The organism is Geomonas terrae, assembly GCF_004791675.1.
Classification (GTDB): domain Bacteria; phylum Desulfobacterota; class Desulfuromonadia; order Geobacterales; family Geobacteraceae; genus Geomonas; species Geomonas edaphica.
Genome location: NZ_SRSC01000002.1, coordinates 448,559 through 472,988, shown reverse-complemented (window position 1 = coordinate 472,988; position 24,430 = coordinate 448,559). Strand labels below are relative to the sequence as shown.

20 protein-coding genes are annotated in these 24,430 nt (G+C 58.2%); 9 read left to right on the top strand and 11 right to left on the bottom strand.

Features of this window, described 5'->3' with window-relative positions; genetic code table 11:
- Nucleotides 1-205 precede the first annotated feature (205 nt).
- Entirely contained in the window at nucleotides 206-1,123 is a 918-nt protein-coding gene (locus E4633_RS09325; protein ID WP_135869974.1) for a sensor histidine kinase, read from the top strand.
- Nucleotides 1,124-1,136: 13 nt separating this feature from the next.
- On the opposite strand, the gene E4633_RS09320 is transcribed toward E4633_RS09325, so the two are convergent.
- The gene (locus E4633_RS09320; RefSeq protein WP_135869973.1) at nucleotides 1,137-1,841 is read right to left on the bottom strand and encodes a GntR family transcriptional regulator; all 705 of its coding nucleotides are present in this window, start codon (nucleotides 1,839-1,841) and stop codon (nucleotides 1,137-1,139) included.
- A 308-nt stretch (nucleotides 1,842-2,149) separates the two neighbouring features.
- On the bottom strand, nucleotides 2,150-4,489 hold the full coding sequence (locus E4633_RS09315; protein WP_135869972.1) for a PAS domain-containing protein: 2,340 nt from the start codon (nucleotides 4,487-4,489) through the stop codon (nucleotides 2,150-2,152).
- Nucleotides 4,490-4,890: 401 nt separating this feature from the next.
- Between E4633_RS09315 and E4633_RS09310 the strand changes: the two genes are divergently transcribed.
- The 3 genes from E4633_RS09310 to E4633_RS09300 all read left to right on the top strand — a co-directional run bounded on the left by E4633_RS09310 (nucleotide 4,891) and on the right by E4633_RS09300 (nucleotide 7,032).
- Entirely contained in the window at nucleotides 4,891-5,022 is a 132-nt protein-coding gene (locus E4633_RS09310) for a hypothetical protein (protein WP_342791904.1), read from the top strand.
- An 11-nt stretch (nucleotides 5,023-5,033) separates the two neighbouring features.
- Nucleotides 5,034-5,846, top strand: coding sequence for a bifunctional DNA-formamidopyrimidine glycosylase/DNA-(apurinic or apyrimidinic site) lyase (gene mutM / locus E4633_RS09305; RefSeq protein ID WP_135869970.1), 813 nt, complete (start codon nucleotides 5,034-5,036; stop codon nucleotides 5,844-5,846).
- Nucleotides 5,847-5,967: 121 nt separating this feature from the next.
- On the top strand, nucleotides 5,968-7,032 hold the full coding sequence (locus tag E4633_RS09300) for an NADH:flavin oxidoreductase/NADH oxidase (RefSeq protein ID WP_135869969.1): 1,065 nt from the start codon (nucleotides 5,968-5,970) through the stop codon (nucleotides 7,030-7,032).
- Between the two features lie 76 nt (nucleotides 7,033-7,108).
- On the opposite strand, the gene E4633_RS09295 is transcribed toward E4633_RS09300, so the two are convergent.
- The gene (locus E4633_RS09295; RefSeq protein WP_135869968.1) at nucleotides 7,109-7,432 is read right to left on the bottom strand and encodes a hypothetical protein; all 324 of its coding nucleotides are present in this window, start codon (nucleotides 7,430-7,432) and stop codon (nucleotides 7,109-7,111) included.
- A gap of 223 nt (nucleotides 7,433-7,655) precedes the next feature.
- Between E4633_RS09295 and E4633_RS09290 the strand changes: the two genes are divergently transcribed.
- Nucleotides 7,656-8,330: a Bax inhibitor-1/YccA family protein gene (locus tag E4633_RS09290; protein ID WP_135869967.1), complete on the top strand. Its 675-nt coding sequence runs from the start codon at nucleotides 7,656-7,658 to the stop codon at nucleotides 8,328-8,330.
- Nucleotides 8,331-8,416: 86 nt separating this feature from the next.
- Here E4633_RS09290 and E4633_RS09285 read toward each other — a convergent pair whose 3' ends face one another.
- Nucleotides 8,417-9,241 carry a CvfB family protein gene (locus E4633_RS09285; protein WP_135869966.1) on the bottom strand — a complete coding sequence of 275 codons (825 nt, stop codon included), beginning with the start codon at nucleotides 9,239-9,241 and terminating at the stop codon, nucleotides 8,417-8,419.
- A gap of 277 nt (nucleotides 9,242-9,518) precedes the next feature.
- On the opposite strand from E4633_RS09285, the gene E4633_RS09280 reads away from it, so the two are divergent.
- Both E4633_RS09280 and E4633_RS09275 read left to right on the top strand, forming a co-directional pair.
- Entirely contained in the window at nucleotides 9,519-13,289 is a 3,771-nt protein-coding gene (locus E4633_RS09280) for a PAS domain S-box protein (RefSeq protein WP_246037994.1), read from the top strand.
- Between the two features lie 72 nt (nucleotides 13,290-13,361).
- Complete coding sequence (locus E4633_RS09275; protein ID WP_135869964.1) at nucleotides 13,362-14,081, top strand: creatininase family protein; 720 nt, start codon at nucleotides 13,362-13,364, stop codon at nucleotides 14,079-14,081.
- A gap of 505 nt (nucleotides 14,082-14,586) precedes the next feature.
- Here E4633_RS09275 and E4633_RS09270 read toward each other — a convergent pair.
- Entirely contained in the window at nucleotides 14,587-14,892 is a 306-nt protein-coding gene (locus E4633_RS09270; protein ID WP_135869963.1) for a hypothetical protein, read from the bottom strand.
- Between the two features lie 164 nt (nucleotides 14,893-15,056).
- Between E4633_RS09270 and E4633_RS09265 the strand changes: the two genes are divergently transcribed.
- A complete protein-coding gene (locus E4633_RS09265; RefSeq protein ID WP_135869962.1) occupies nucleotides 15,057-15,905 on the top strand; it encodes a phosphate/phosphite/phosphonate ABC transporter substrate-binding protein in 849 nt (282 codons plus the stop codon).
- A gap of 14 nt (nucleotides 15,906-15,919) precedes the next feature.
- Nucleotides 15,920-18,181 (top strand): ATP-binding protein, encoded by a 2,262-nt coding sequence (locus E4633_RS09260; protein WP_135869961.1) that lies wholly within the window; start codon nucleotides 15,920-15,922, stop codon nucleotides 18,179-18,181.
- Between the two features lie 46 nt (nucleotides 18,182-18,227).
- Here the strand turns inward: E4633_RS09260 and E4633_RS09255 are convergent, their stop codons facing one another.
- The 6 genes from E4633_RS09255 to E4633_RS09230 form a co-directional block, all read right to left on the bottom strand.
- The gene (locus tag E4633_RS09255; protein ID WP_135869960.1) at nucleotides 18,228-19,040 is read right to left on the bottom strand and encodes a hypothetical protein; all 813 of its coding nucleotides are present in this window, start codon (nucleotides 19,038-19,040) and stop codon (nucleotides 18,228-18,230) included.
- A gap of 38 nt (nucleotides 19,041-19,078) precedes the next feature.
- Nucleotides 19,079-19,963, bottom strand: a complete 885-nt coding sequence (locus tag E4633_RS09250) for a transporter (protein ID WP_135869959.1) — start codon at nucleotides 19,961-19,963, stop codon at nucleotides 19,079-19,081.
- A 21-nt stretch (nucleotides 19,964-19,984) separates the two neighbouring features.
- Nucleotides 19,985-20,530 carry a DNA-binding protein gene (locus E4633_RS09245; RefSeq protein WP_135869958.1) on the bottom strand — a complete coding sequence of 182 codons (546 nt, stop codon included), beginning with the start codon at nucleotides 20,528-20,530 and terminating at the stop codon, nucleotides 19,985-19,987.
- Nucleotides 20,531-20,856: 326 nt separating this feature from the next.
- A complete protein-coding gene (locus E4633_RS09240; RefSeq protein ID WP_135869957.1) occupies nucleotides 20,857-22,206 on the bottom strand; it encodes a sigma-54-dependent transcriptional regulator in 1,350 nt (449 codons plus the stop codon).
- 9 nt (nucleotides 22,207-22,215) lie between these two features.
- On the bottom strand, nucleotides 22,216-23,442 hold the full coding sequence (locus E4633_RS09235; RefSeq protein ID WP_135869956.1) for a two-component system sensor histidine kinase NtrB: 1,227 nt from the start codon (nucleotides 23,440-23,442) through the stop codon (nucleotides 22,216-22,218).
- Nucleotides 23,443-23,519: 77 nt separating this feature from the next.
- The gene (locus tag E4633_RS09230; RefSeq protein WP_135869955.1) at nucleotides 23,520-24,410 is read right to left on the bottom strand and encodes a GerMN domain-containing protein; all 891 of its coding nucleotides are present in this window, start codon (nucleotides 24,408-24,410) and stop codon (nucleotides 23,520-23,522) included.
- Nucleotides 24,411-24,430: the final 20 nt, after the last annotated feature.

The following is a 24,430-nucleotide window of genomic DNA, read 5'->3' as shown; positions in this document are numbered from 1 at the left end:
ACAGCCGTGTCGCCGGCTCGTGTCGTTTCCGAAAAGCCCTTATGCCGGTCGTAAGCACTCTCTGATGAACACCCTTTTCTGACATAGTCTTTTTTTAGAACAAAAAATAATGCATTCGGGAATAGTCCGGACGCAATTCTTGTGGCACAATGTTCCTTTAAGAGAGTTTTAAGATTCTCTGTGCCAGTAGCGTAGGGAGGGGAAGATGGCGGGGCCGAAGAGCGTCGTTGATGAGCACGGAAAGCATGGGACCACGGCTGCGGCCGCGGCTGAGCCCGTAGCAAAGCGCGACACCGGGCACGAGACGCGGGGAAACTCTGAGGAGTTGGAACTCCGTCTGGGGCAAGTGGAGGCGAAGCTCAAGCAGGAGCAGGCCGCACGTGCCGAAGCCGAGCGGGAGCTTGGCCGCCTGCACGACGAGACGGTGCGCCTGAAGGCTTCCCTGGACAACGTGAGCCGCGAGCTTGAATCCCTCAGTTACTCCATCTCCCACGACCTGCGCGCCCCTGTCAGGCATATGATCGGCTTCAGCAACGCTTTGCAGGAAGATTTCGGCGACAAACTGGAACCCACAGCGCTTAGCTACCTCGATTGCATCGTCAGGGCGGGCCGGAAAATGGAGAACCTGGTCGAGGCTCTCCTTGGGCTTTCCCGGATCGGGCGGCAGGAGATGACCCTGCTCAACCTCGATTTGACCCAGATGGCAACGAGTCATGCCGCGACTCTGAAGGAGGCCGATCCGGCAAGGAAGGCCGAGTTCAAGATTCAGGAGCATCTGCATGCGCACGGTGACGCGGTTCTTATGAGAGCCGTCCTCGAACAACTGCTTGGCAACGCCTGGAAGTTCACTGTGAGGAAAGATCCCGCCATTATCGAGGTGGGGAGCAAAGAGGAGGGGGGAGAGCGCGTCTTCTTCGTGCGCGACAACGGTGTCGGGTTCGATATGCGTTTTGCCGACCGGCTCTTCAGCCCGTTTCAGCGCATGCACCGCGAGGAGGATTTCCCGGGGCTCGGGGTTGGACTTGCGACGGTGCAGCGCATCGTGCACCGCCATGGCGGCAGGGTCTGGGTAGAGGCGCAGCCCGACGTCGGCGCTTCTTTTTATTTCACCATCACAACGTGAGACCGGCCACGGTTCAGGCGGGGGCCGGTAGTTCTCCCTGCAGCGGGCCGAAACAGTTCTTGAAATCGTTCAGCCTGAAGAGCATCGCGGTGCGGGTGATGTTCTCGGCCAGCAGCGCGTTACCGGCACTTGCCGCGGCGAGCATCTCGCGGTAGTAGTTGCGCAATTGCAGCCGGTGTTTCTCTTTGGTAAAAAGCGAAGACCTGAGTTTGGAGTAGACGCCGGAAAAGCTGTTCAGTACGAGCGGGTAGACGCGGTTTCCGGACATGACGGCCATCGCAAGGTGCAACTCCCAGTCGAACTTCACCAGCGCCGAGGCGCAGTTACGTAACTTCTCGGCCTTGCTGAGGATCGCAGCGACCCCGGCGGCGTTGTTTTCGATCGCCCTGCGCGCATAGTCCGGGGCGAACTGGAGCCTCAACTCCAGCAGGTGGGCAGCCAGTTCGGGCGGGAACTCCTCGCTGTTTCTCGTTATCGAGGAAAGGATTTCCAGGTCTCCGTGAGACCAAAAATCGTTGACGACGGTGGTATGGCGCTCCTGCACCGAGATCCACCCGGCGCTCTGCAGTTTCTGAAGCGCATCCCGTACCGTCGCTCTGCTAACCCCGAACCGTGCCGCAAGTTCCCGTTCACTCGACAGCGGACACCCCGGTTTGAACTCCCCTTTAAGCAGTCCTTCCACCAAGGCCCTTTCCACCATCTGGCAGCTTTTTTTCATAAAGCCCTCGCACGTGAGACCGCAGGCAACTCTTGTCGTGCCATTTGCGGTGTAGCTATTCATGGTATCAGGAACTTGATTAAGTGTAAAACATAGTTCTGCTAAAATGACAACTCTTTTCCTCACGGGAATGTCGAAAAGTTAGCATATGGAGGCAGAATAACGTGGGATGTGAGGGCGTAAGGGCTGAGATGGATGCAGCGTTAGAAATTGAGGTGAAGGCGTCGATGCAGAGATAGTGGGTTTGTTGTACGCTGTTTTATAATACAGCGGGGGATGCTGCGACCCGAGAGAGGAGGGGCCCCCTCTCAGGCTTTGCGTGGGTGAGAGAGGGTGAAGTAGAAGGTCGCCCCTTCGCCTTCCTTTCCTTCGGCCCAAATGCTCCCCCCGTGACGCTCGATGATGCGCCGCACCGTAGCGAGCCCGATGCCGGTCCCCTCGAATTCCGATCCGTGCAGACGCTGGAAGGGCTGGAACAGCTTTTCCACATAGGCCATGTCGAAGCCGACGCCGTTGTCCCTGACGAAGAAGACGGAAGCGCCGTTGACCGTGGTCTGGCCGAACTCGATGCGCGGGTTTGGATTCCTTGACGAGTATTTCACCGAGTTGCCGAGCAGGTTCTGCAGCACGAGCCGCACCAGTGCGGCGTCGCCGTAGGCGTTGATCGCGGGGTGCACGACGAACTCGGCCGCGTTGGACACATCGTCGTCCTGGATCATGTCCACGACTTCCGCCGCTAGCTGGCTGATGTTGAAGTTGGTGCGTTTCATAATGGCGCGACCTACCCGGGTGAGGGCGAGCAGATCATCGATCTGCTCGCCCATTCTGTTGCTTGCCGTGCAGATCCGCTCCAGGTAGTAGCGTGCCTCATCCGGCAGGGCGGCGCCGTGCTCCTCCACCAGAATCGAGCTGTAACTGTTGATGTGCCTAAGCGGCGCGCGCAGGTCGTGAGAAACCGAATAGCTGAACGATTCGATCTCTTTTTTAGCAGCTACGAGCTGTGAAGTGCGCTCGATGACCCTGCGGTCCAACTCGTTATTAAGGTTGCGGATCGCCTCTTCGGCCGCCTTGCGTTCCGTGATGTCCTTTATCGTCCCGATCATGCGCCGCTTCTTGCCCGCGGTGTCCAGTGTCATCTCGCAACACTCGGTTACCCAGCGCTCTTCGCCGTCGCTGTGCCGCTTGATCTTGTACTCCATCTCGAAGGGGCGGGAGTGGGCGATTGCCGAGCGGTAGCTTTCTACAAACCGGGCACGGAACTCCTCGTGTACGAGGTCGAAATGCCCCTGCAGGGTCATCGGGTAGCGCTCGTCGATGCCGAGGATCTCACGCAGCTTACTGGAACATCCCCAGTGCTGCTGTTCAAGGTCGAGGACGTAGCTCCCGAGTTGCGCTATCCTCTGTGTTTCCTGCAACAGGTGGTCGTTGTCCGAGATGACCTGTTCGCGCCGTTTCTGTTCGGTTACATCTTCGAGGGTCACCACGGTGCCGCTCACCTTGCTCGCCTTGTCAAGAAAAGGTGCGGTGCTTATGGAGAGAAAGACGCTGGAGCCGTCGGGACGCGTGAAGAGAAAACAGGCGTTTTGCAGGCACACCCCCTGGCGCAGCACATCTTCCAGCGATTCCTCCTCGCCGCCGTCTTTCTCCGGGGACCGGATCGTCCTTAAAAGTGACCAGTCCCCGCATGTGAGCATTTCTTTCTTGGCAAGCCCCAGGATTTTTTCCGCCCTTGGATTGGCGAAAGCGGTGTTGCCGTCGGGCTCGATGAACATGATACCCACGGGGCTTGTTGCCGTGATCAGGTTCAGCAGGTCGTGCTCCATGCGCAGCAGGTGTTCCATCAGTTTGGCCTGGTTGACGTCCAGGAGGGTGCCCGCCAGCCGGAAACCACGACCCGAAGCATCCCTTGTCGCCGCCTTACCGGTGAGGCGGAACCAGCGCCACTTCCCCTCGTTGGTCTTCAAACGGAACTCTAGCTCGAACTTGTCGATGCGGCCTTCAATGCACTCCTCCAGCGACCTGCGCGCGTTTTCCAGGTACTCCGGATGGATGATGTTGATCCAGTCGGCCAAACTCCCTTGCATCTGGCCTGGGGCGTAACCGAGCATTTCGTAACAGTAAGGGCTGAAGAAACAGTTGCCCGTCAAGACGTCCAGATCCCAAATCCCGAGTTCGGCGGCCTCAATCGCCAGCCGCTGGCGCTCCTCATTGACCGCCACTTCGTGTTTTTCATGAACCTCATGCGTCACGTCGGTGGTGAAACCCTGATAGCCGATCTGGGAATCGTTTTCATCCCTAAGGTTTGCGATGACGGTCTGCAGCCAACGGATGTGACCATCGGCGGAGCGACGGCAAAACCGCTGCGACCACTGGGCCTCATTCTCCATGGCGCAGCAAAAGGTTTCGGTGAGTGCCTTGCGCTCCACAACAGTCAATCTGAGCCGGTTTTCCCCAGCCGTTGCGCCAGACGTGGAGCGCACCTCTCCGTTGATGTCGGTCCGGTACAGCCCCAACGGCGTGTGCTCCAAAATGTTGCACAAAACCTGTTCCCAAGAAAGGGTAGGGGGCGTGGGGCTCCCGGCCCGGCTGGCGGAGGCGGTCCGGACCGGGGTCTTTACGTGGTTTTGCAGTTGCGCCGCTCGATTCATGTTTTTACCCCTTTGGGCAATCATGATAATACTCATAACGTCGAGCCGTTTTCCCGGAAGATAGCCGGAAGCATGCACAGCCGTCATCTTGTTACTGTTAGTGCCGGCAGTGTCTGGCACTGTGAAGACGGCAGGCCCGCTGTTAAGATTAGTATTAACAATGCTTTCTAATATAACCACATTTTCTCTCTGTGGCAACTGCAAATTGTGAAAAATTATCCTAGATAGACTGCAAGTGGATATGGCACCGCAGACCTTGTGCCAGAAAACACGGAACCTATTGACTGCAAATGCCCCTTTGCAGTACTTTCTGATAGCCGCAATCGGCCATTTTGAGGCGAGGAGACGTCATGGAAACTAAAATCTGCCAATGTGGAGCTGAGCACAAAGGACACATATGCATGCTTAAGAGCATGGGGCGCTTTGAAGAGATCGAACACATAACGACAAGCCCCACCGTGGTCTGCTTTACCTGCGGGGTTGAGGCGAACTCCCCGGAGAACGTCTGTAACCCGATGCCGCTCGATAAGTAAAAGGAACCTCGATGCCTGAATTGCCGGAAGTCGAAGTAACCCGTCTCGGTATCACCCGTGCCCTTACCGGTGCCCGCATCAGTGCGGTTTCCGTGCACAGCTCAAAGCTGCGCGCCATGGTCCCGGCTGGACTGCCACAACTGCTGTGCGGCCGTACCATAGCGTCGGTGCAGCGTCGTGGCAAATACTTGATCCTCGAATGTCCCAACGGGTCTTTGCTGCTCCACCTCGGCATGACCGGGCACCTGCGGCTTGTGTCTGCCGCGACGGCGCCCGGGCCACATGACCACTTCGATCTTGTACTCGACTCAGGACTCGTCTTGCGACTTAACGACTACCGTCGCTTCGGCTCGATCCACTGGACCAGCGAGAACCCCATGCAGCATCAACTGCTGAGAAAGATCGGGCCGGAGCCGCTGACGGCTGCCTTCAACACCGAGTATCTGTACCGTTTGAGCCGTAACAGGAAGGTTGCCATCCAGCGCTTTATCATGGACAGCGCCGTTGTCGCCGGGATCGGAAACATCTACGCGGCGGAAAGCCTTTTCCGCTGCCGCATGCTCCCCGACACCCTCGCAGGGAGCCTCACTGAGGCCCAATGCAAGGCCCTCGTCGACGCCGTAAAGGAGACGCTAACCGTATCCATCGCCACCGGTAGTTCCAGCATGGACTTCACCCGCGCCGAAGAGAAGCTCGCCTACTTTCCGCAAGAGCTCTACGTTTATGGCCGGGAGAGGAAACCGTGCCGGAAATGCATGGCGCCCATTCAACGAGGCAGGCTCGGCAACCGCTCCACCTTTTTCTGCACTCACTGCCAGAGTTGAACGCAGAGCCTTTAAGGCATGCCGTGCACTTTAGAGCATGCTCCCTTCCTCTCTCATTGAAATTGATGCGCTGCCTGGTAAACTGCCGCAGATGTCAAACACACCTGGAGGTCATCTCAACATGAGCCGTCTCTTCACCCCGCTTACCCTGCGCGAACTGGTCATCAAGAATCGCATCTTCGTCTCTCCGATGTGCATGTACTCGAGCAGGGACGGGCTCCCTACCGACTGGCACATGGTGCATCTTGGAAGCCGTGCCGTCGGGGGAGCAGGACTGGTCATGGTCGAGGCCACCGCGGTGACGCCGCAGGGAAGGATCTCGCCTGACGACAGCGGCATCTGGAGCGCCGAGCACGCCGCTGCCTTCGCGCCGATAACCAGATTCATCAAGGAGCACGGCTCGGTGCCCGGTATCCAGCTGGCCCATGCCGGGCGCAAGGCCTCCACCGATCTTCCGTGGAAAGGGGGGCGGCCCGTCGACGCCCGAAACCGCGGCTGGCAGACCATCGCCCCGAGTGCGGTCCCCTTCTCAAAAGAGGACCCGGTACTCCCCAGGGAAACCACCGTTCAGGACCTGGAGACTCTCCTTGGCCAGTTTGCCGCAGCTGCCCGCCGCAGCATCGACGCCGGTTTCGAGGTCGTCGAGATCCACATGGCGCACGGTTATCTCCTGCATGAGTTTATCTCGCCTCTATCGAATCGGCGCAGCGACGAATTCGGAGGGTCGCTCGAGAACCGTTGCCGTTTCCCTCTCAGGGTGGCGAAGGCTGTGCGCGACATCTGGCCCGAGCATCTCCCCGTGTTCGTCCGGGTGTCCGCTTCGGATTGGATGGAGGGGGGCTGGGACCTGGAGCAGACGCTCTACCTCGTCCGTGCGCTCAAGGACATGGGGATCGATTTTATCGACTGTTCTTCGGGAGGTCTCGTCCCGGAGGCCATGCCGCCGTTTGGGCCAGGCTTCCAGGTACCGTTTGCCACCGAGATAAAGAAGGAGGTGGGGATCGCCACCGGGGCCGTGGGGGTCGTCACCGACCCGGCGCAAGCCGAACAGATCGTTGCCACCGGGCTGGCCGACGCCGTGCTGCTTGCGCGCGCCATGCTGAGGGACCCGTACTGGCCGCTGCATGCCGCCAAGGCGCTCGGGGTGGATCTGCCGTGGCCCTTGCAGTATGAAAGGGCTAAATAGGATTTAGAGGCGGTAAAGGGCAGGGGTGCTTAGGGCAGGGGCGGCAGGAAGTCTTTCCTGCCGCCCTTTTTTGTCGCTAGTCTGCAGCCACCACATGGATGGCCACGATCGCCGCGACGGCACCGACCCAGTACACCCAGCGGTACTCGCCGAAGTGGACGTCGCAGAATTCCTTAAAGGTAAGACCGGTGTGTGTCTTTTTCGGGTGCTCCTCCCGGGTCCCCTGCATATCGTTCGCAGCCAGGATCACGCCGGTACGGTTTTCCTGGGGCATGAGGTTCACCGTGGCCGGTGCCTCCTGCGCAGGCTGTGCCTGGGCAAGAATGGTCACATCCTGGGCGCCGGCTGCAGCCGGAACCATCGATATGAGACAGACAATGATGGCCAACTTTTTCAACATGGTACATCCTCCTTTATACATGCGGCAAAAGCCGTAATAGCGGCGTCTTCTTTCGACGCTCGCGGAAACGAAAGCCTGGATTGTATCACACACCCTTGAAAATTCTCGTGGTGATGTTTATTTTGATGCCCTGGTCTTAGCTGTAATGGTATAAATAACGACTGAGCTGAAACTACGAACATGACCTCCGGTTCTAAAAGAGTCGGACACACAAGGAGCATCAATGGAAAGATACCAGACGCAGTACAGAACCATAACCGTCGCAAACAGCACTGTGATGCGTGGCGTCTACGGCTGGATGGGGGGAGGGTTGTTCCTTACCGCCTTCGTCGCCATGATTACAGCATCTTCGCCGGTCCTTTTACAGGCCATTTTAGGCAACCGGCTGCTCTTCTACGCCTTAGTTTTCGGCGAACTGGGCCTCGTTATTGCCATTAGCGGTGCCATCAACAGGATCAGCAGCGCCACTGCGAGCGCCCTTTTCCTGCTTTATGCAGCCTTGAACGGCGTCACCATGTCCACGATCTTCGTCGCCTATACCCAATCCTCCATCGCGTCGACTTTTCTGGTGACAGCCGGCATGTTCGGCGCCATGAGTCTCTACGGGTACCTCACCAAAAGCGACCTCTCTTCCTGGGGGAGCTTTCTGTTCATGGGACTCGTCGGTGTAGTGATCGCGTCTCTTGTGAACATCTTCCTGCAAAGCCCGATGGTCAGCTGGGTCATGAGTATTTGCGGCGTCCTCGTCTTCACAGGTCTCACCGCCTATGACACCCAGAGGATCAAGCAGATGGGCGGTTCGGGAAGGAAGGGGGCCATTCTCGGTGCACTCACCCTTTACCTCGATTTCATCAATATGTTCCTGCTCCTGCTCAGGTTCTTCGGTAACCGCAGGTAACATGGCGGGGTGAGCCACCCCGGCGAAAAACAAAAAGAGCCCCGGCGTGTCGACCACCCGGGGCTCTTTTCGTCGCTGCAAATGGACTAGCGCAGCCTGATCCCGTCCTTCATTATCTCGATGACCCCCTCCTTGTAGAGGTTTCCGATCAAGGTCTTGAAGCTCTTCTTACTCATCTTGAACATCTCAGCGATTAGTTCCGGAGTGGACTTGTCGCCGACCGGCAGAAAACCGCCGCTCTCACTCAGAATCCGCAGCAGCGTTTCCCGGCCGCCGGCGGTGTCCTGTTTTCCAGCCTTGCGCAGGGTGACGTCGATCTTGCCGTCGTTTCTGATCTTCCCGATATAGCCGGAAAGGGTGTCGCCCACCTGGTAATTGCCGAATAGCTCGCTTCTGAATAAGAGGCCGTCATAGCGCCCGTCAATAATCACCTTGGCGCCGAGGTCACCGAATTCGTACAAGGTGAGCTGCACCTCTTGCCCTTCTTTCAGCCCGGCTGGGGACTTCTCGAGGAACTTGGCGATCCGCGCCGATGCCGCAATGCGGCCGGACGGGTCGAGGTAGACCCGCACCATGTACCTTTCCCCTTGCTGCATCGGGCGGGGCTGTTCCCTGAACGGTACCAAGAGGTCCTTTTCGAGCCCCCACTCTAGAAAGGCGCCCACGCGGCTTACGTCCTTCACCTCGAGGAGAGCGAACTCCCCGACCTGCGCTTTGGGCTCCAGGGTGGTTGCGATGAGGCGGTCCTCCGAGTCGAGATAGACGAACACCTTCAGGTGCTCGCCGTGGTGCAACCCGGGGGGCATGTACTTGGTCGGCAGCAGGATCTCCCCAAGCTCCGAGTCCAAATAGGCGCCGATGGCGCTCAGTTTCTTAACTTCAAGACGGTTATACTTGCCGATCTCCAGCATTTGTTTCGCTCCTTTTCCTAATGCATTGCCGGCGAGGCACCGATACTATAACAGATCGCTTCCTCGGCCTAACGATCTTTTTTCACTTCTTCAGGGCCTCTCGGCAAGGCTTGATAGGAAAGGGCGAAAAAACCGTAATCACACAGGCTTTTCCGCTCTTAACCATCCATGTTTTATATAGACATCGCTTCTTCTTTCATACTATGTTTGCAAGTCGCACGTGCAGTCGCCGTGCGATAACGTCGCCACATAAGGAGGCAGCTTGCGGTCCTTGAGCATGAAGACCAAAATGACGGTTACCATCTCCCTGCTTTTTGCCGGGTTGCTTACCGTTCTTGCGCTCACTGCCCAGTTGTACTTTGTCGACCAGCTCAAGACGCTGCTGTTCACCCAGCAGTTCAACATGGTCTCCGCCATAGCCGATCAGATCGACGATAGGTTCCGCATCATGCAGACGGAACTTGTCGCCACGGCGAGCACGCTCAAAAAGGAAGATCTACATAACCCCGCTGCCCTGAGCCGTTTTTTCCGGGAACGCCCCGACACCCTGGCTATGTTCGACAACGGGTTGTTCCTTTTCTCCCCCCAGGGGACGCTGATCTCAGGGAACCCTTACGAGCCCGGCATAGTCGGTAAGAATTTCCTCTACCGTGACTATCTGAAAGAAACCTTGGCCACGCGCCAACCCCTTATTTCCCAACCCTTCATCTCGGCTCAACCGCACCACCATCCCATCGTCATGCTCACCGCACCCCTTTTGGATGAACATGGTGACGTGGCGGGTGTTCTCGCCGGCAGCCTTGACCTAACCAGGCCCAATGTGCTCACCAAGCTAGGCAGCATCGTCCTTGGCGAGAAAGGTTATATATACCTGTACAACAGGGACCGGGTCATGATCGCGCACCCTGATCGTAACCGTGTCCTGAAGCAGGACGTCCCTGCCGGGGTGAACCTGCTCTACGACAAGGCGATCGCCGGGTACGAAGGTACCGGGGAGACGATAAATTCGCGCGGCGTCCATGTGATCAGCTCCTTCAGGCGGCTCAAAACCACCGGCTGGATCCTCGCCAGCAATTTCCCGCAGCAGGAGGCGTACGCCCCGATCCGCAAGGTCCGCAGCTACATCGCCGGCGCGCTCGTCGTGGTGCTGCTTGCCTCTACGCTCGTCGTTTGGCTGTGCATGAAATTCCTCGCTGCACCGCTCGTCTCGTTCACCGAGCAAATCAGGAAGCGCGCCCAGAGCAAGGGGGAGAACGCCGCTCCCATCATCGTCGAAACGGGTGACGAAATCGGGGTCCTGGGTGATGCCTTCAACCAGCTCCTTAACGAGCTTGATCAACAAAAGACTGAGCTGCAGCGGCAGTTGGAGTTCTCACAGAAGCTCATCGAGGTGACCCCGATTCCGGTCTTCTACAAGGGGCCGGATGGCAGATACCTCGGCTGCAACCAGGCCTTCCTTGATTTCACCGGTATGACCAGGGAGGCCGTGCTTGGCAAGACCGTGCTGGATCTGACCACTTCCACGCTCGCCGACACCCATCAGCGCGCCGACTTGGAGCTTCTGTCCAAAGGCGGGGTGCAGGTATATGAATGCCGGGCTTACGACGGCAACCATGCCCCTAGGGAGGTCGTGTTCTTCAAGACCAGCTTCGCCGCATCCAACGGCTCCTGCGGCGGCCTTGTCGGGGTCATGCTCGACATCACCGAGCGAAAACACGCGGAGGCGGCGCTCCAGGCGCAAAAGGAATTCGCCGAGAATCTCGTGCTAAATTCGGCAATGCCGACCTTCGTGCTGGATAGCGAGCACCGCGTCATAATCTGGAATTACGCATTCGAAGCCCTTACCGGTGTGAAGGCGGCTGATGTTCTCGGACAGCGACAGATATCGAGCCTCTTCTACAACGACGGCAGACCCTTACTTGCCGACCTCGTCCTTGACGGCGACATCGCAGGGATCGAGAGGTACTTCAGCAACAACATGAGCTCAGGACTGATCGCCGGAGCGATTCAGGCGGAGACTTCCTATCATGATCCGCAGGGTGAGCTGCATTACCTCACCATAACCGCCGCTCCGATTCGCGACAGAAACGGTACCGTGCTCGGTGCGATCCAGACCGTAGAAGACATAACTGCACGCAAGAAGGCCCAGGAGGCGCATGAAAAGACCAGGCGCCAATTTCAGCTCATCCTCGATGCGGCGGGTGAGGGGATCAACGGCGTCGACAGGGACGGCAATATCACCTTTGCTAATCCCGCAGCAGCCCAGATGGTCGGTTGGTCTCAGGAAGAGCTCTTGGGCAAATCACAGCATGACCTCATGCATCACACCCGTGAGGACGGCTCGCACTACCCGGAAGAGGAATGCGCCATGGCCGCCGCCTGCTGCGAGGGGCGCTCCTACCAGGGTAGTGACGAGCTGTTCTGGCGCAAGGACGGCTCCGGTTTCTATGTGGAATACACCTGCAGTCCGATTCGTGAGGGGGGTGAACTGGTCGGTTCCGTGGTGATCTACAAGGATGTGACGGAGCGGAGGCAATCGGAGGAACAGTTGCTCAAGCTCTCCCAGGCCGTCATGCAGAGCCCGGTCTCCATACTGATCACCGATGCGTCCGGCAACATCGAGTATGTGAACCCCAAATTCACCCAGGTCAGCGGATATACGGCAGACGAGGTGACCGGTCAGAATCCGCGCATCTTCAAGAGCGGCACGACCGCTCCGGAACTGTACCAGGGGATGTGGGAGACGATCTTGGCTGGACGAGTCTGGACCGGCGAGCTGTATAACCGTCGCAAGGACGGCAGCATGGTCTGGGAGCATGCCACCATCTCGCCCATCCGCAACGCTTCCGGTGCGATCAGCCACTACATGGCCTTTATGGAGAACATAGGCGAGCGCAAAAAGCTCGAAGAACAGTTGCGTCAGGCCCAGAAGATGGAAGCGGTCGGCCAGTTGGCAGGGGGCGTTGCGCACGACTTCAACAACATCCTCACGGTAATCATGGGGTTCGGCCAGTTACTCCAGCACTCGCTTCCTGAGGGGGATCCCATGCTCGAAAACATGGAGCAGATCCTCGATGCCGCAGACCGTGCCACGCACCTCACGAAGAGTCTGCTCGCTTTCAGCAGGAAGCAGGTCATGGTGATGCAGCAGGTCGAGCTTAACGAGTTGGCGCGCCGGCATTCCAAATTCCTGATGCGCATCATCGGCGAAGATGTTGCTCTGAAGACCTGTTTCAGCGAAGTACCGCTGCCGGTGATGGCCGACAGCGGGCAGCTGGAACAGGTGCTGATGAACCTCGCTACCAACGCAAGGGACGCCATGCCCGGCGGCGGAGAGCTCAGCATCAAGACGGCTGCGGTCACCCTCGACAACGAATTCCACCGCCTGCACGGCTACGGCGTTCCAGGGCGCTACGCCCTTGTTACCGTTGCCGACACGGGGTCCGGGATGGACGCCGAGACACAGCGGAAGATTTTCGAACCCTTCTTCACCACCAAACTCCCAGGACGCGGCACCGGCCTCGGTCTCTCCATCGTCTACGGCATCATCAAGCAGCATGGAGGCTACATCACCATAAGCAGCCAGAAAGGCTTCGGTACCACGTTCAGCATCTACCTTCCGCTAGCGGAGAAGACCATCAAGTCGAAAGAAGCCACCCGCGCGTTCATTCCCGAAGGGGGGAACGAAACCATCCTGGTGGTCGAAGACGACCCGGCTGTGGGGAGGCTTGTGGAATCGGTCTTGAAGCGTTACGGCTATCGGGTCATGCTGGCCGGCAGCGGCGAGGAGGCCTTGGGGCTGTTCGAGTCGAACGGAAATGACATCAGTCTGGCGCTGCTCGACGTGATCATGCCCAAGATGAACGGAAAACAGCTCTGCGAGGCACTCCGGGCGCGCTCCCCGCACCTCAAGGTTTTGTTCCTGAGCGGCTACACGGCGGACGTCATCGAAGACAAGGGCATTTTTATGGAAGGGATCGATATCATAAAAAAACCTGCGAAACCGCTGGAGCTCGCGAGAAAGGTTCGGGAGATGCTCGACGCATAGCCGGCTCCCCTCTTCATTTATTAAAGAGGGGAGGGTGGTTAAGCTCAACAATAACAGGCGCTTGGGTGAAAAATGATTATTGAAAATATGACCATGGAGGAATTCGCCGCGGGATTGCGCACCTGCAAGACCGTATATATACCGTTTGGTTCCGTCGAGGAACACGGGAGTCATTTGCCTTTGTCGACGGACACCATCGAGGCATACGAAGTCGGCAAACGTGCAGCCGAGCGGATACCGCTCTTTGTCGTGCCGCCGATTCATTACGGTTCCTGCCGGTCCACGTCTCGGCATCCCGGCACAATTTCCATCAGCACCGGAACCTTGAAGGCGCTTCTCAAGGACATCGTACGTTCGCTGCATGCACAGGGACTCGCAAACTTCATAGTTTTGACCGGGCATGCCGGAGGATCGCATCGCATGGCGCTGCAGGACGCCGGCGAAGAGCTGATTCAGGAGTTGCCGGAGATAAACATGGCCGTGGTCACGGAGTACGATCTCGCCAAGGAAACAGGCGCACACCTGATCGAGACGCGCGGCGACGCACATGCAGGCGAGATCGAGACCTCGCGTATCATGCACTCGCATCCGCACCTGGTCAAGGGAACCGCCGCAGCCGAATACCCGAGTTTTCCGACCGGCATCCTGGTGCGCGACAAGCGCAGCTTCTGGCCCGGCGGTGTCTGGGGGGATCCCGGCAAAGCTACCGCGGAGAAAGGCAAGTTGCTGGAATCACTGGTGGCTGACAAGGTCGTCGAGCTTGTGCGGGCGCTCGAAAGCAGGCGCTGGTGAGGCGCCGAAAACCGGCCTCCAAATTTGGCTTTTAAAGGGACTTTTTGATCCGGTGCAGGGGTAGGCCTGCACCGGATTTTGTGTTCAAGGGGCCGACAGGAGATTTCACGGGCAAATCGGCAGTGCTGACCAGTCGGGCCGTCGTTTTGGTCGGAATGTGCGAGGCGTCACGATGCGACCCCGACGCGTTGAGCAAAGACGAAGGGGACGGTCAGAGCTGAAGCGAGGTCCGAGAAATGTATGGCAGTTGATGCTCCATCGGATGTGGGTTTCCGACAATCCAGTGGAAGGAGCTTCAGTAATAGATCATCAGCCATAGACCTCTTATCGTGCGCGAAGGGAGTCGGAACCGCAGCGCTTCCCTATGGGTATCTTCAACTTGACATAATATATCTTATGGGACGTAATGCAAGGGGAGGCGGGGGCGGCATTAATTCAGGAGGAGCCAGCCAACGCTGGACGTTGCTCTCTCCTTCTTTCCAACCGCGTTGATCCCGCAATTCTCTTACTCAGAAACGGGAGGCGCCCATTTAAAGGTGGGACCTGTTTTTTTAGCGGCCGGCGGTTGCTCATTCCCTGATGGCTGCTGTCCGGGCTTTTCTCCTTTGAAGAGATCCCTGATCTTTTCCGGCAACGGTACAGTTGTCACTTCTTTTAGTCTGATGTCGTGAACTTCCTTGGCCTTACCTTCCAGTTCGATGGTCTGCACCTTCCCCGAGTTGTAGGTGATCTCGACTGTATCTGCCCCGGCCACCCTCGCACCACACTGAAGGCTCAACACCGCAAATATTACAAGAGTCGTTTTCTTCATAGCTCTCCCTTTCAGAGTGTAATTTCAGTCATAGTGAGTGATCATATTAGACTTATATTATAAATCAAGCCGCAATGACTGACATTTCCCAAATTCATGGTATTAATATCCTGGTCGAAAGGTTTTATGACCTAAGGAGCTGAGCTTATACGAGGAGGGAGATGATGTTTCACCTCAAGAATGGCTTTTATTGTCTTACGTTGTTACTGCTTCTGCTGATTGCCCTCCCCTGCTCCTCTCCGGCGGCTGAAAGGGTCTACACCCTGGCCGTTGTACCTAACCTCCCCGCGGTCACATTGCACAAGAACTGGAGACCGCTGGTGGAGCATCTATCAAAAGAAACCGGTGTCAGGATCGAACTCAAACTTTATGACAAGATCAATACCTTCCTGGCCGATGCGCAGGCCGGGCAGACTGACTTTCTCTATGCGCCTCCCAACATGTATTTCCTCGCTTACCAGAGGCAGAAATACATACCGCTTGTCCGCAGTTCACACATGATCCGCGGACAGGTTTTCGTGCGCAAAGACTCGCCATATACCAAGGTGAACGAATTAAAGGGAAAGACCATCGCCTTTGTCGGACCGAAAAACGTCTGCAGCGTCATCACGCGCCATTCCATGCTGACCGGTCAGGGCGCGATCGACTACAACGTCTCGTTCAGCGGCTCGACCATCAATGTAGCCAAGAGCGTACTGGTCGGAAAGGCCGACGCGGGAGCTACGCTCGACACAAGCATGATGAACGACCTGCCCGAGATGCGAAAGGAGTTCCGCGTAATCCTGGAAACGGAAAGAATGGCACCCCACCCTTTCGCCGCTCATCCGCGCGTACCGAAGCAGGTCCAGGAAGTGGTGACAGCGGCCCTGCTCCGACTGGACGAGTCTGACCAGGGAAGAAAGATCCTGGACACGGTGAAACTGTCCAAGCCGATCCGTGCCGACTATAACCGTGATTACTCCTTCTTCGCCAAAGTGGACTTCGAGCGATTGGACAAACAGCAGCCGAAGTAACCGGGATTCAATAAATGTTCAAACGTCTCGACGTAAAAATTATCGTCTCCCTCGCCATGATCCTCGCGGCGATGATCGCCGTCTACGGCTGGCGCATAGGCAGCAGGCAGCAGTCAGTCTATGTGCAGTCTCTGTCGAATAACCTTAGAGTGCTATCTCATAGCTACGCAGATAACGCCGCTAATTTCCTTGTTGTTCAGGATTATGCGGGGCTCGAAAGCCAGATGATGAATGCGGCTCATATCCCCGAGGTGCTGAGCGTCCTGGTCGTCGAGCCGGACGGCAACGTGCTGTGCAACGTTCAACGCCCCTCGCGTGGAGAGGCGCCGCACCTGACCTACGATGTCAGGCATTTTCCGGTGCCGCACGGACACGAGCCGAGTCTTGGCCGCGAAGGGGACCAGTTGGTCAGTTGGGCTCCGATCTCGGCCGGAAACCAGCTCGGTTGGGTGCGGATGGCACTCACGCTGGAGACTGCGCGCGATTTGCAGCGCGCCGCATGGCGCAGTTCTCTCCAGATAGGAGCGCTCTGGCTCCTGGTGGGCACCTTTTTGATGATCCTAGTGGTGCGTCCTCCGCTGCGGGCAATCCGCGAACTGAGCCGCTTCGCCGGGGAGTTGCAGGATCGCAAAGGGGCGCAGGTGCCGGTCCAACGCGGGGTCTTGGAGATCGATACACTTGCCGATGCGCTCAACCACTCGTCCGCGCGCTTGCACGAGGCGGAAAAACGCCTTGTGGCAGAACAGGAACGTCTCGCAGTCACCTTGCAGTCCATAGGCGACGGTGTGATCGCTACCGATACCGAATGCAGGATCGTCTTTTTGAACCACGTTGCCGAGACGCTTACCGGATGGAAGCAGGACGAGGTTCAAGGGGAGCACCTGGACCGTGTGCTACGGATCGAGGGGGGCGTCGATGACGCAGACGCGCTACGTGTGCTGCTCTCCGTGCTTGAGGCACGCCGCACCCTGGAACTGCCGGGCACGCGTCGGTTGTGTTCGAAAAGCGGTACCGACCGTACGGTGACCATCAACGGCGCTCCGATCGTCGACGCGGCCGATCAGCTCGGTGGCATGGTTCTCGTGATCAGGGACGTTACAGAGAAGGCCGAGATGGAAGAAGAGCGCCGCGTGCTCGCACACCAGCTTGCGCAATCACAGAAGATGGAGGCCATCGGGCAACTGGCTGGCGGCGTAGCCCATGATTTCAACAACATGCTTGGGGTTATCATCGGCCATGCGGAACTTGCCCTGTTGGCAACCGACCTTTCCGGGCAGATGCAGGACAGACTTCGGGAGATTCTGGACGCGGCCAGTCGCTCCGCAGAGATAACCAGGCAACTGCTCGCCTTTTCCCGTCAGCAGCACGCCGAGCCCAAGGTGCTCGATCTGAACGAGACCATCGCCAGGATGCTCAAGATGCTGCACCGCCTCATCGGAGAGGATATAGATCTCTCCTGGTCCCCAGGCTTCGAGCTAAGTCATGTGCGACTCGATCCAAGCCAGCTGGACCAGGTTATGGCGAACCTGTGTGTCAACGCCCGCGATGCCATCGCCGGCATCGGCAAGATCGAGATTTTCACGGATAACGTCACGGTCGGCACTGCGGAACGGGCACGCGTCGGAGACCTTGCACCCGGGCAATACGTAAGGTTGGTGGTGGCGGACAGCGGCTGCGGCATGAGCGCAGAGGTTATGGAGAGGATATTCGAGCCCTTTTACACAACCAAACAGCTCGGGCGCGGAACCGGACTGGGGCTTGCAACCGTCTTCGGCATAGTGAAGCAAAACGGAGGACACATAGAGGTCACCAGCTCGGTCGGCAAGGGATCCGTCTTCACCCTGTATTTTCCGGCCGTCTCCGCGAGTTCCCTAGAAGTGGCGCAGGAGAAGAAACGTCCGGCCGGAGGGACGGAATCGGTGCTGCTGGTCGAGGACGAGCCTGCCATCATGGAAATCGGCGCCACCATCTTGAAGCAGCTTGGATATCGAGTCTATCCGGCAGCCTCACCGGAGGAGGCTATCGACATAGCCGAGAACAGCAAAGCGAACATAGATCTGCTGTTGACCGACATCATCATGCCGGGCATGAACGGCAGAGACCTGTCGGAACGGCTGTTGGAAAGCCGCCCGGACATGAAGTGCCTGTTCATGTCTGGATACACCGCAGACGTCATAGCCGAGAGGGGAAAGATAGGAGCGGAGATGTGCTTTCTGCAGAAGCCTTTCAGCGTGGAGTCTCTCGCCTTGAAAGTTCGCGAGGCCCTATCGAGTTGAAAGACAGAGGCGCCCGGCGGGTGTGATCCGGGCGCCTGGTCAGGCGTTACATCCCCATGCCGCCGCCAGACATCATGCCCTGGCGGTAGTACGAAGACATGTTGTGGAAGGGCTGAGCGATGCTGATCGTATCAAGCGTCGAGGTCATCTGATTCATCAGCTGGGTCATGTCGGTATTGGTGTTGGCTGCGCGCACCGAGGACATGTTGCTGAACATTGCCCCCATCATGCCGCGGTAACGGTTCACGTTCACCGTAGTCGTCATGCCGGAAGTCGTGAATACCTGGTCCATCTGCCCACCCATGATGGTCGCCATGTTTTGCGCCGTGCTGTGCATGGTCTGGTTCTGCCCCTGGATGTAATCGCCCATCACACTGGAACCTGAATCAAGGTGGAGCCTGTCCCTTAACTGGGTCATGGCCTGGTCCATGGTGTAGTTGCCGGTCTCCAGCATCTCGCGTACCTGGGTGGTGAGCGGGCTGATAAAGTTACTGCTCACCGTGCCGGAGACGCTTTCCTTCGGCATGCTCATCAGGTAGCTCTTTGCCACGGTCGAGCCGGTATCCTTGTCGATGGTAACGCCCTGCACCGCCATGGCGACGATGGGGTATTTCCCGACGTCGGCAGGATCGACGGTGAGCGTGTAGGCGCCGTTTTCGTCGGTCTGGGCGTAAGGCTCGCCTGCATCGAGGAGGTAGTTGCCGTTTTTGTCCATGAACACGGTGGCGTACTGCAGATAGCCGTCAGCCACCTTCCCCGCGACCTTGGCCGTATCCGTCGTGGATGAACCACCGCCGCCACAACCTGCCAACATCCCTGCCGCGACGACCGCCGCGACCCCAATAAGCCGCTTTTTCATATCATTCCTCCTGTAACTGTTCTTATAACTGCGAAATTTTAGAAATCGTAAGTGATGGAGACCCCGCTTGTGAAATCGGGGCTGCTGCGGGTCCACCCTTTGCCGGCGTAGGCTTCGATGCCGGTGTTCTTAGTGGCCAGGTACTTAAGCTTTAGTCGTGTCTCCAGCAGATCACTGCTCCCCGAGATGGGCGCTGAAGACGTTTTAACGATGAGCATCGGGAGCAGCTTTTCGCTTACGGCATAACCGGTTCCGGCATTAAAGCTCGCGTAATTTTTGAGAGGCAAAACCGACGAGTGCCCCTGGAAGGTGTAGCCAAATTCGGCGAAGGAGTACCAGTTGCCTAGCTGCTTGAAAAACTCGACTGCGGCCCCTTCATCGAAGGAACCGGTACCCAGGGCGCGGTCTTTGTCCCCGGTGGGGAACTTTACCGAAAGGTAAGGCCTGATCCGCGGCATGATCTCTCCTTCCTCCACCAGCACGTACCCCGCCTTCGCTGTCACATCCCCTACTCCGCTGGCGGAACGTCCATAGTTATCAGGGTTGGCCGATGACATCGAACCGCCTCCGCTACCGCTTGAGGAACCGCCCATTGATCCACTCATGGCTGCAGTCTTTTTCCGCATCCCGCCCATCTGGCCCCCCGAGCCAAGGAGCACGCCGGTGTTGACCGACGAGTTGCTCTGGTAGACGTATGGGACTTCCAGTGAAAATCCGAGTCGTTCGGTGGGCGCGATGGTCAGGGTAAAGGGAAGATATAGCGACCGCGTCGTGGTCCCTGTCCCGTAGTCGCCTGAGGCAAACTCGAAGCCAAGCGAGGCTGAAACGGCAGGCCCCGCCCCCATGGCCGTTCCAGGAGTTGCGAAAGCAGCTGCCAGCAGCAAGCCGAACCAGACCTTGCAACGGTGCAATTTGTTTGTCATTACCACTCCATAGCGCCCGCGCTAGCGCCGCATCATACCGCCACCGCCCATCATGCCGCCGCCTCGCATAAACCCGCCACCGAAGCGTCCGTCCTGAGACCGGAATCCTGAAGAGCCTGAATTTTTACCGGACCACACCGGCGCGCCATTTTCGCTGCGCAGTTCCGCCGTGGTGCCCGTGGTACGATTCACCAGCTTCTGGGTAAGCAGGTATTGCTTCCCATCCTGCCCCTGTGCTTTCGCGCCTTTGGCGCTGATTTCGTCATTGATCCGGAGGGCGATCCCGGATTTTTGCCAGTAAGAGCCTGGCCCGACGGTCACATTGACGGGGCCGGCGCCGGTTTGGATCTCAAAGGCGTACTGCTCGTTTTCAACCGCGTGCGGCAGCGACATGACATGCCCGTTTACGATCCCCACGGTGTTGAGGTCGTAGCCCCGGTTGAAGTCCAACCCGGTTTTCCCTTTCTCCTCGGAACCGAAACCGAGAAATCCAGCGGAAGCGTTTCCCGCGAGACCGCTGAGAAAGATCGACAAGATCAGCGTTAAGGTAAACCTCCTGTACGACATAACATTTCTCCACCTTGTTATTGGTCACCACATCGGATGCAACATGCAGCATCCGTTCAGCAGAACTGCGGCCAACATAACTACCAATGCAACTGCCAAAACTCTCATTGTTCTCCCCTCTCAGTCCGTTGCGTTGGAGTCGCGAACTGCAGATCCGCGAACTCCTCTCTTGTGGTGCGCCACAATCAGGAGAAGAGCACGGTCTGTGCCATCGGAAGGCAATCGGGTAAGAGCCTGAAATAGTGCACTTTCAATGAAAGAGCGTTTTTGAGGGGGGTGCCATTCGGTGCAAAAAGCTGCACATCTCGGCGGGGCGTTTGCACCACCTAACTCTCGTCAAGCAGGCCGTGTTCCTTCAACTTGTACTGCAGCGAACGGCGCGACATGCCGAGTTCCTCGGCAGCTAAGCGCCTGTTGCCACCATGCTTGGTAAGCGCCTGGGTGATCATCTCTCGTTCCGTCCCTTTCAGCCGGTCCCGGCTGCAGAGGCAACGCCCCTCCGACTGGCACACGATTTCTTCCGGAAGCGCCTCCTGTCTCACCATGTCCCTGGACAGGATCACCGCACGCTCCATGACGTTTTGCAGTTCACGGATGTTGCCGGGCCAGTGATAGCGGCGCAGCGTCGTGATCGCGTCGTAATCGATCCCCTTGAGGGACTTCCCCATCTGCTGACAAAAGCGCTGCATGAAATATTCGACCAGGATGGGGATGGCGTCCTCCCTGTCGCGCAGCGGCGGCAACGGGAGCGGAAAGACGTTGAGCCGGTAGTAAAGGTCCTCGCGGAAGCGCTTCTCAGCCACCTCTTCGCGCAGGTTGCGGTTGGTGGCGGCGATGATCCTGACGTCCGCCTTGACTTCCCGCGTCCCCCCTACCCTTTCAAAAGCGCGCTCCTGGATCACGCGCAGTAATTTGGCCTGCAGGGGAAGCGGCATCTCGCCGATCTCGTCCAGGAAGATGGTCCCCCCTTTGGCAAGCTCGAACTTCCCTTGTCTGGCCTGCACGGCACCCGTGAAGGCACCTTTTTCGTGGCCGAAGAGTTCGCTCTCCAAAAGGTTCTCGGGGATTGCGGCGCAGTTTATGGCGACGAAGGCGGCGCTTTTGCGTGGGCTCAAGAGATGCACGGTGCGTGCGATGAGTTCCTTGCCAGTGCCGCTTTCCCCCATGATTAGGACGTTCGCCATGGTGCCGGAGACGTCGTACACAAGCTGTCGCACCACGCGCATCGCGTCCCCGGCGAAAAGAAGCTCTTCGGGCGGGAGTCCTGCGGCCACAGCCTCCTTAAGGGAGAGGTACTCGCGCGCCCTTCCTTCAGCCTCGACGGTGCGCTGCACGAGGGCAAGGAGCGCCTGCGGGTCGTGCAGCGGCTTGGTTAGAAAATCCACCGCTCCTTCCTTGATGGCGGATACCGCCTCCTCTACGGCGCCAAAGGCGGTTAAAAAGATGAATGGCGGGGCGGCCAGGTCTGCGCGCGTCTCGCGGAAGATCTCGAGACCGCTCTTTCCCGGCAGCTTCAGATCGGAAACCACGACGTCGAAGCTGCGCCGGCGCAATTCACGCAAGGCTTTCACGCCGTCCGCGGCGCATTCGACCTCGTAGCCTGCGTCCTGCAGGATGGTCTGCAGGAAACTGCGAAAGGTGTCGTCGTCCTCGACTACCAACACGGTGCCATTCATCTTTGCTCCTTATTTATGCGTAGCTGCGGGGAGGCTGAGGATCACCCTGGTCCCCTCCCCTTCCCTGCTATGCAGCGTGATGCTGCCGCCGTTTCCTTCTACGATCTTCTTGCACAGCGCGAGACCCAAGCCGGTGCCGCGCGACTTGGTGGTGAAAAATGGCTCGAAGACGTGCGGGCGGTGCTCATCGGCGATCCCGTGACCGTTATCCTCCACGGTGATGACCGTCTCCCTTCCTTGCCCCTCTGCGGTGAACCGCAACATCCCGCCGTCCGGCATGGCCTGGAGCGCGTTCCGCCCGAGGTTCAAAAGCGCCTGTTCCACGCGGTCCCGGTTCGCACGGGCCGACACGCCGCCGGTACATTCCCTGGTTATCTCGACTCCTTGGGCGCTGGCCTCGGGCTCCAGCAGGGAAAGAACATGATCGAGCAGGTCGCAGAGCTGGAATTCCCCACTTGCCGACGGCTCGTTCGACGCATAGGTAAGCAGATCGTTGACCAGGGCCTCAAGGCGGACAGCTTCGGTAACGATGCTCTGGGCGAAAGGACCGTTGCGCGCCTCCTGCGGCTTCGCTGCGATAACCTGGGCGAATCCCTTGATGCCGGCCAGCGGGTTGCGGATCTCGTGGGCAAGCAGCGCGCCCATTTCGCCAAGTTTTGCCAGAGCCTCTCGGCGAGCCAGTTCCTGCTTATGGCTTTCCTCCCGCCGCGCATAACGTATCAGTACCGCGCAGAGCAGCCATCCGGCCAGGACAAGACCAAAGACGATGGTCGCATTGAGGCGGGCTCTGCGTATCACCGCGTCGGCCTGGTAGGTGTGCAGCGTGAGCACCAAGGCAAGAGGTTCCCCCTGCACGGTGACCGGGGAAGTGAACTGGTAGGCGCGTTCACCGGTGCCAAGGAGCACCCTGGTTTCGGACCGGGCCAGCAACTGAGTTCTCCCTGCGGATTCAGGATCGGATGCGATGCCGATAAGATCCTTGTTGGAGTGGAAACGGTAGACACCACGACGGTCGATGAGCGCGAAGTAGGCGACATCGACCGGGTGGAAGGCGTGCAGGGTCTTGAAAGAAGGATCGTTCGCAGCCAGGTTTTCTATAGCCGTGGTGAGGGAAAGGGCGAGACCGCGCAGGTTCTCCTGTGCGATGGGGCCGGCCTGCCGGTAATCGTAAATCGAGAACCAGAGCATGGGGACAGTGACGAGGATGACCAGCAGAACCGCTGCCTTCTTAAACATGAGCTTTAACCGTCATCTTTCGGATCGGTGACTGTGCCACCGCCTCCCTCAACGTTCGCAACAGTGTCCGTCTAAGGTCAGTGCTCTTTTACTTCCAAAGCGACATCTGCGTCGCCTGAAGCGACGCGCCCGATCTTGTCGACCACCTTCCAGTGCACCTTGATAGTAGTTCCCGGCGGGTATGGTTGCGGCTTCTTCGCTTTGAGAACGCCTGCCATGTCGAAGACCGATTGAAAGATCTCACCGTCGATCTTCTTACCGTCGGCGCTGGAGAGCGTGAGTTCCTTGATGTCGACCGGACGGTCAAAAAACGCGTCGATCTCCTCTACGTCGGTGCGTCCTTTTTCCTTCATCCCGGTTACGCCCAAAAGCCTGGGCGGAGCGAGAGGGAAAACGCTCTTTTCATCGGCGGATGCGGTGAGTTTGTTGAGCGGGGTATCAGCACCGTCCACCTTGATGACCACGCGTGACACGCCGGAGAACTGCCGCACGGTCAGGACGACCGCGCTCACCAGGGACTGCTGCGCCTTTGCGTCAAGCTGCGCCCCGGCAAGTTCCTTGCTGAAGTTGACGGACACGGTGTCGCCGGACTGTGATACATCGAGGACACGGGTCCCGGCGGGAAACGGCTGGACCAGTTCTCCATGGTAGGCCGGAAGATCCCCCATGCCGGCCACCAGTTTGCCGAGGGCCACCTTCTTAAGGCTCCCCTCGTCGAAACTGAAGAACGGGAAAGGGAGCACCTTGCCCGGCTCCTTGGCCGAAGGGAAGTAGATGACGAAGCCGTAGCAGGTCCCTTTGTCGATGGGGGGGACCGGACCGAACTGGGAAACGAAGGCGCCTGTGGCATTCACCCTTCCTTTTGCCTCGGCAGGTGGTTCCTTGCGCGCGTTGCATCCGGCAAAGACGACCATCAGGAAAAGGAGTGCGGCCAAACTGGAGAGCCTAAAGAAGTTAGAATTTTCCATAGAAGATCCTCTAAGCCATT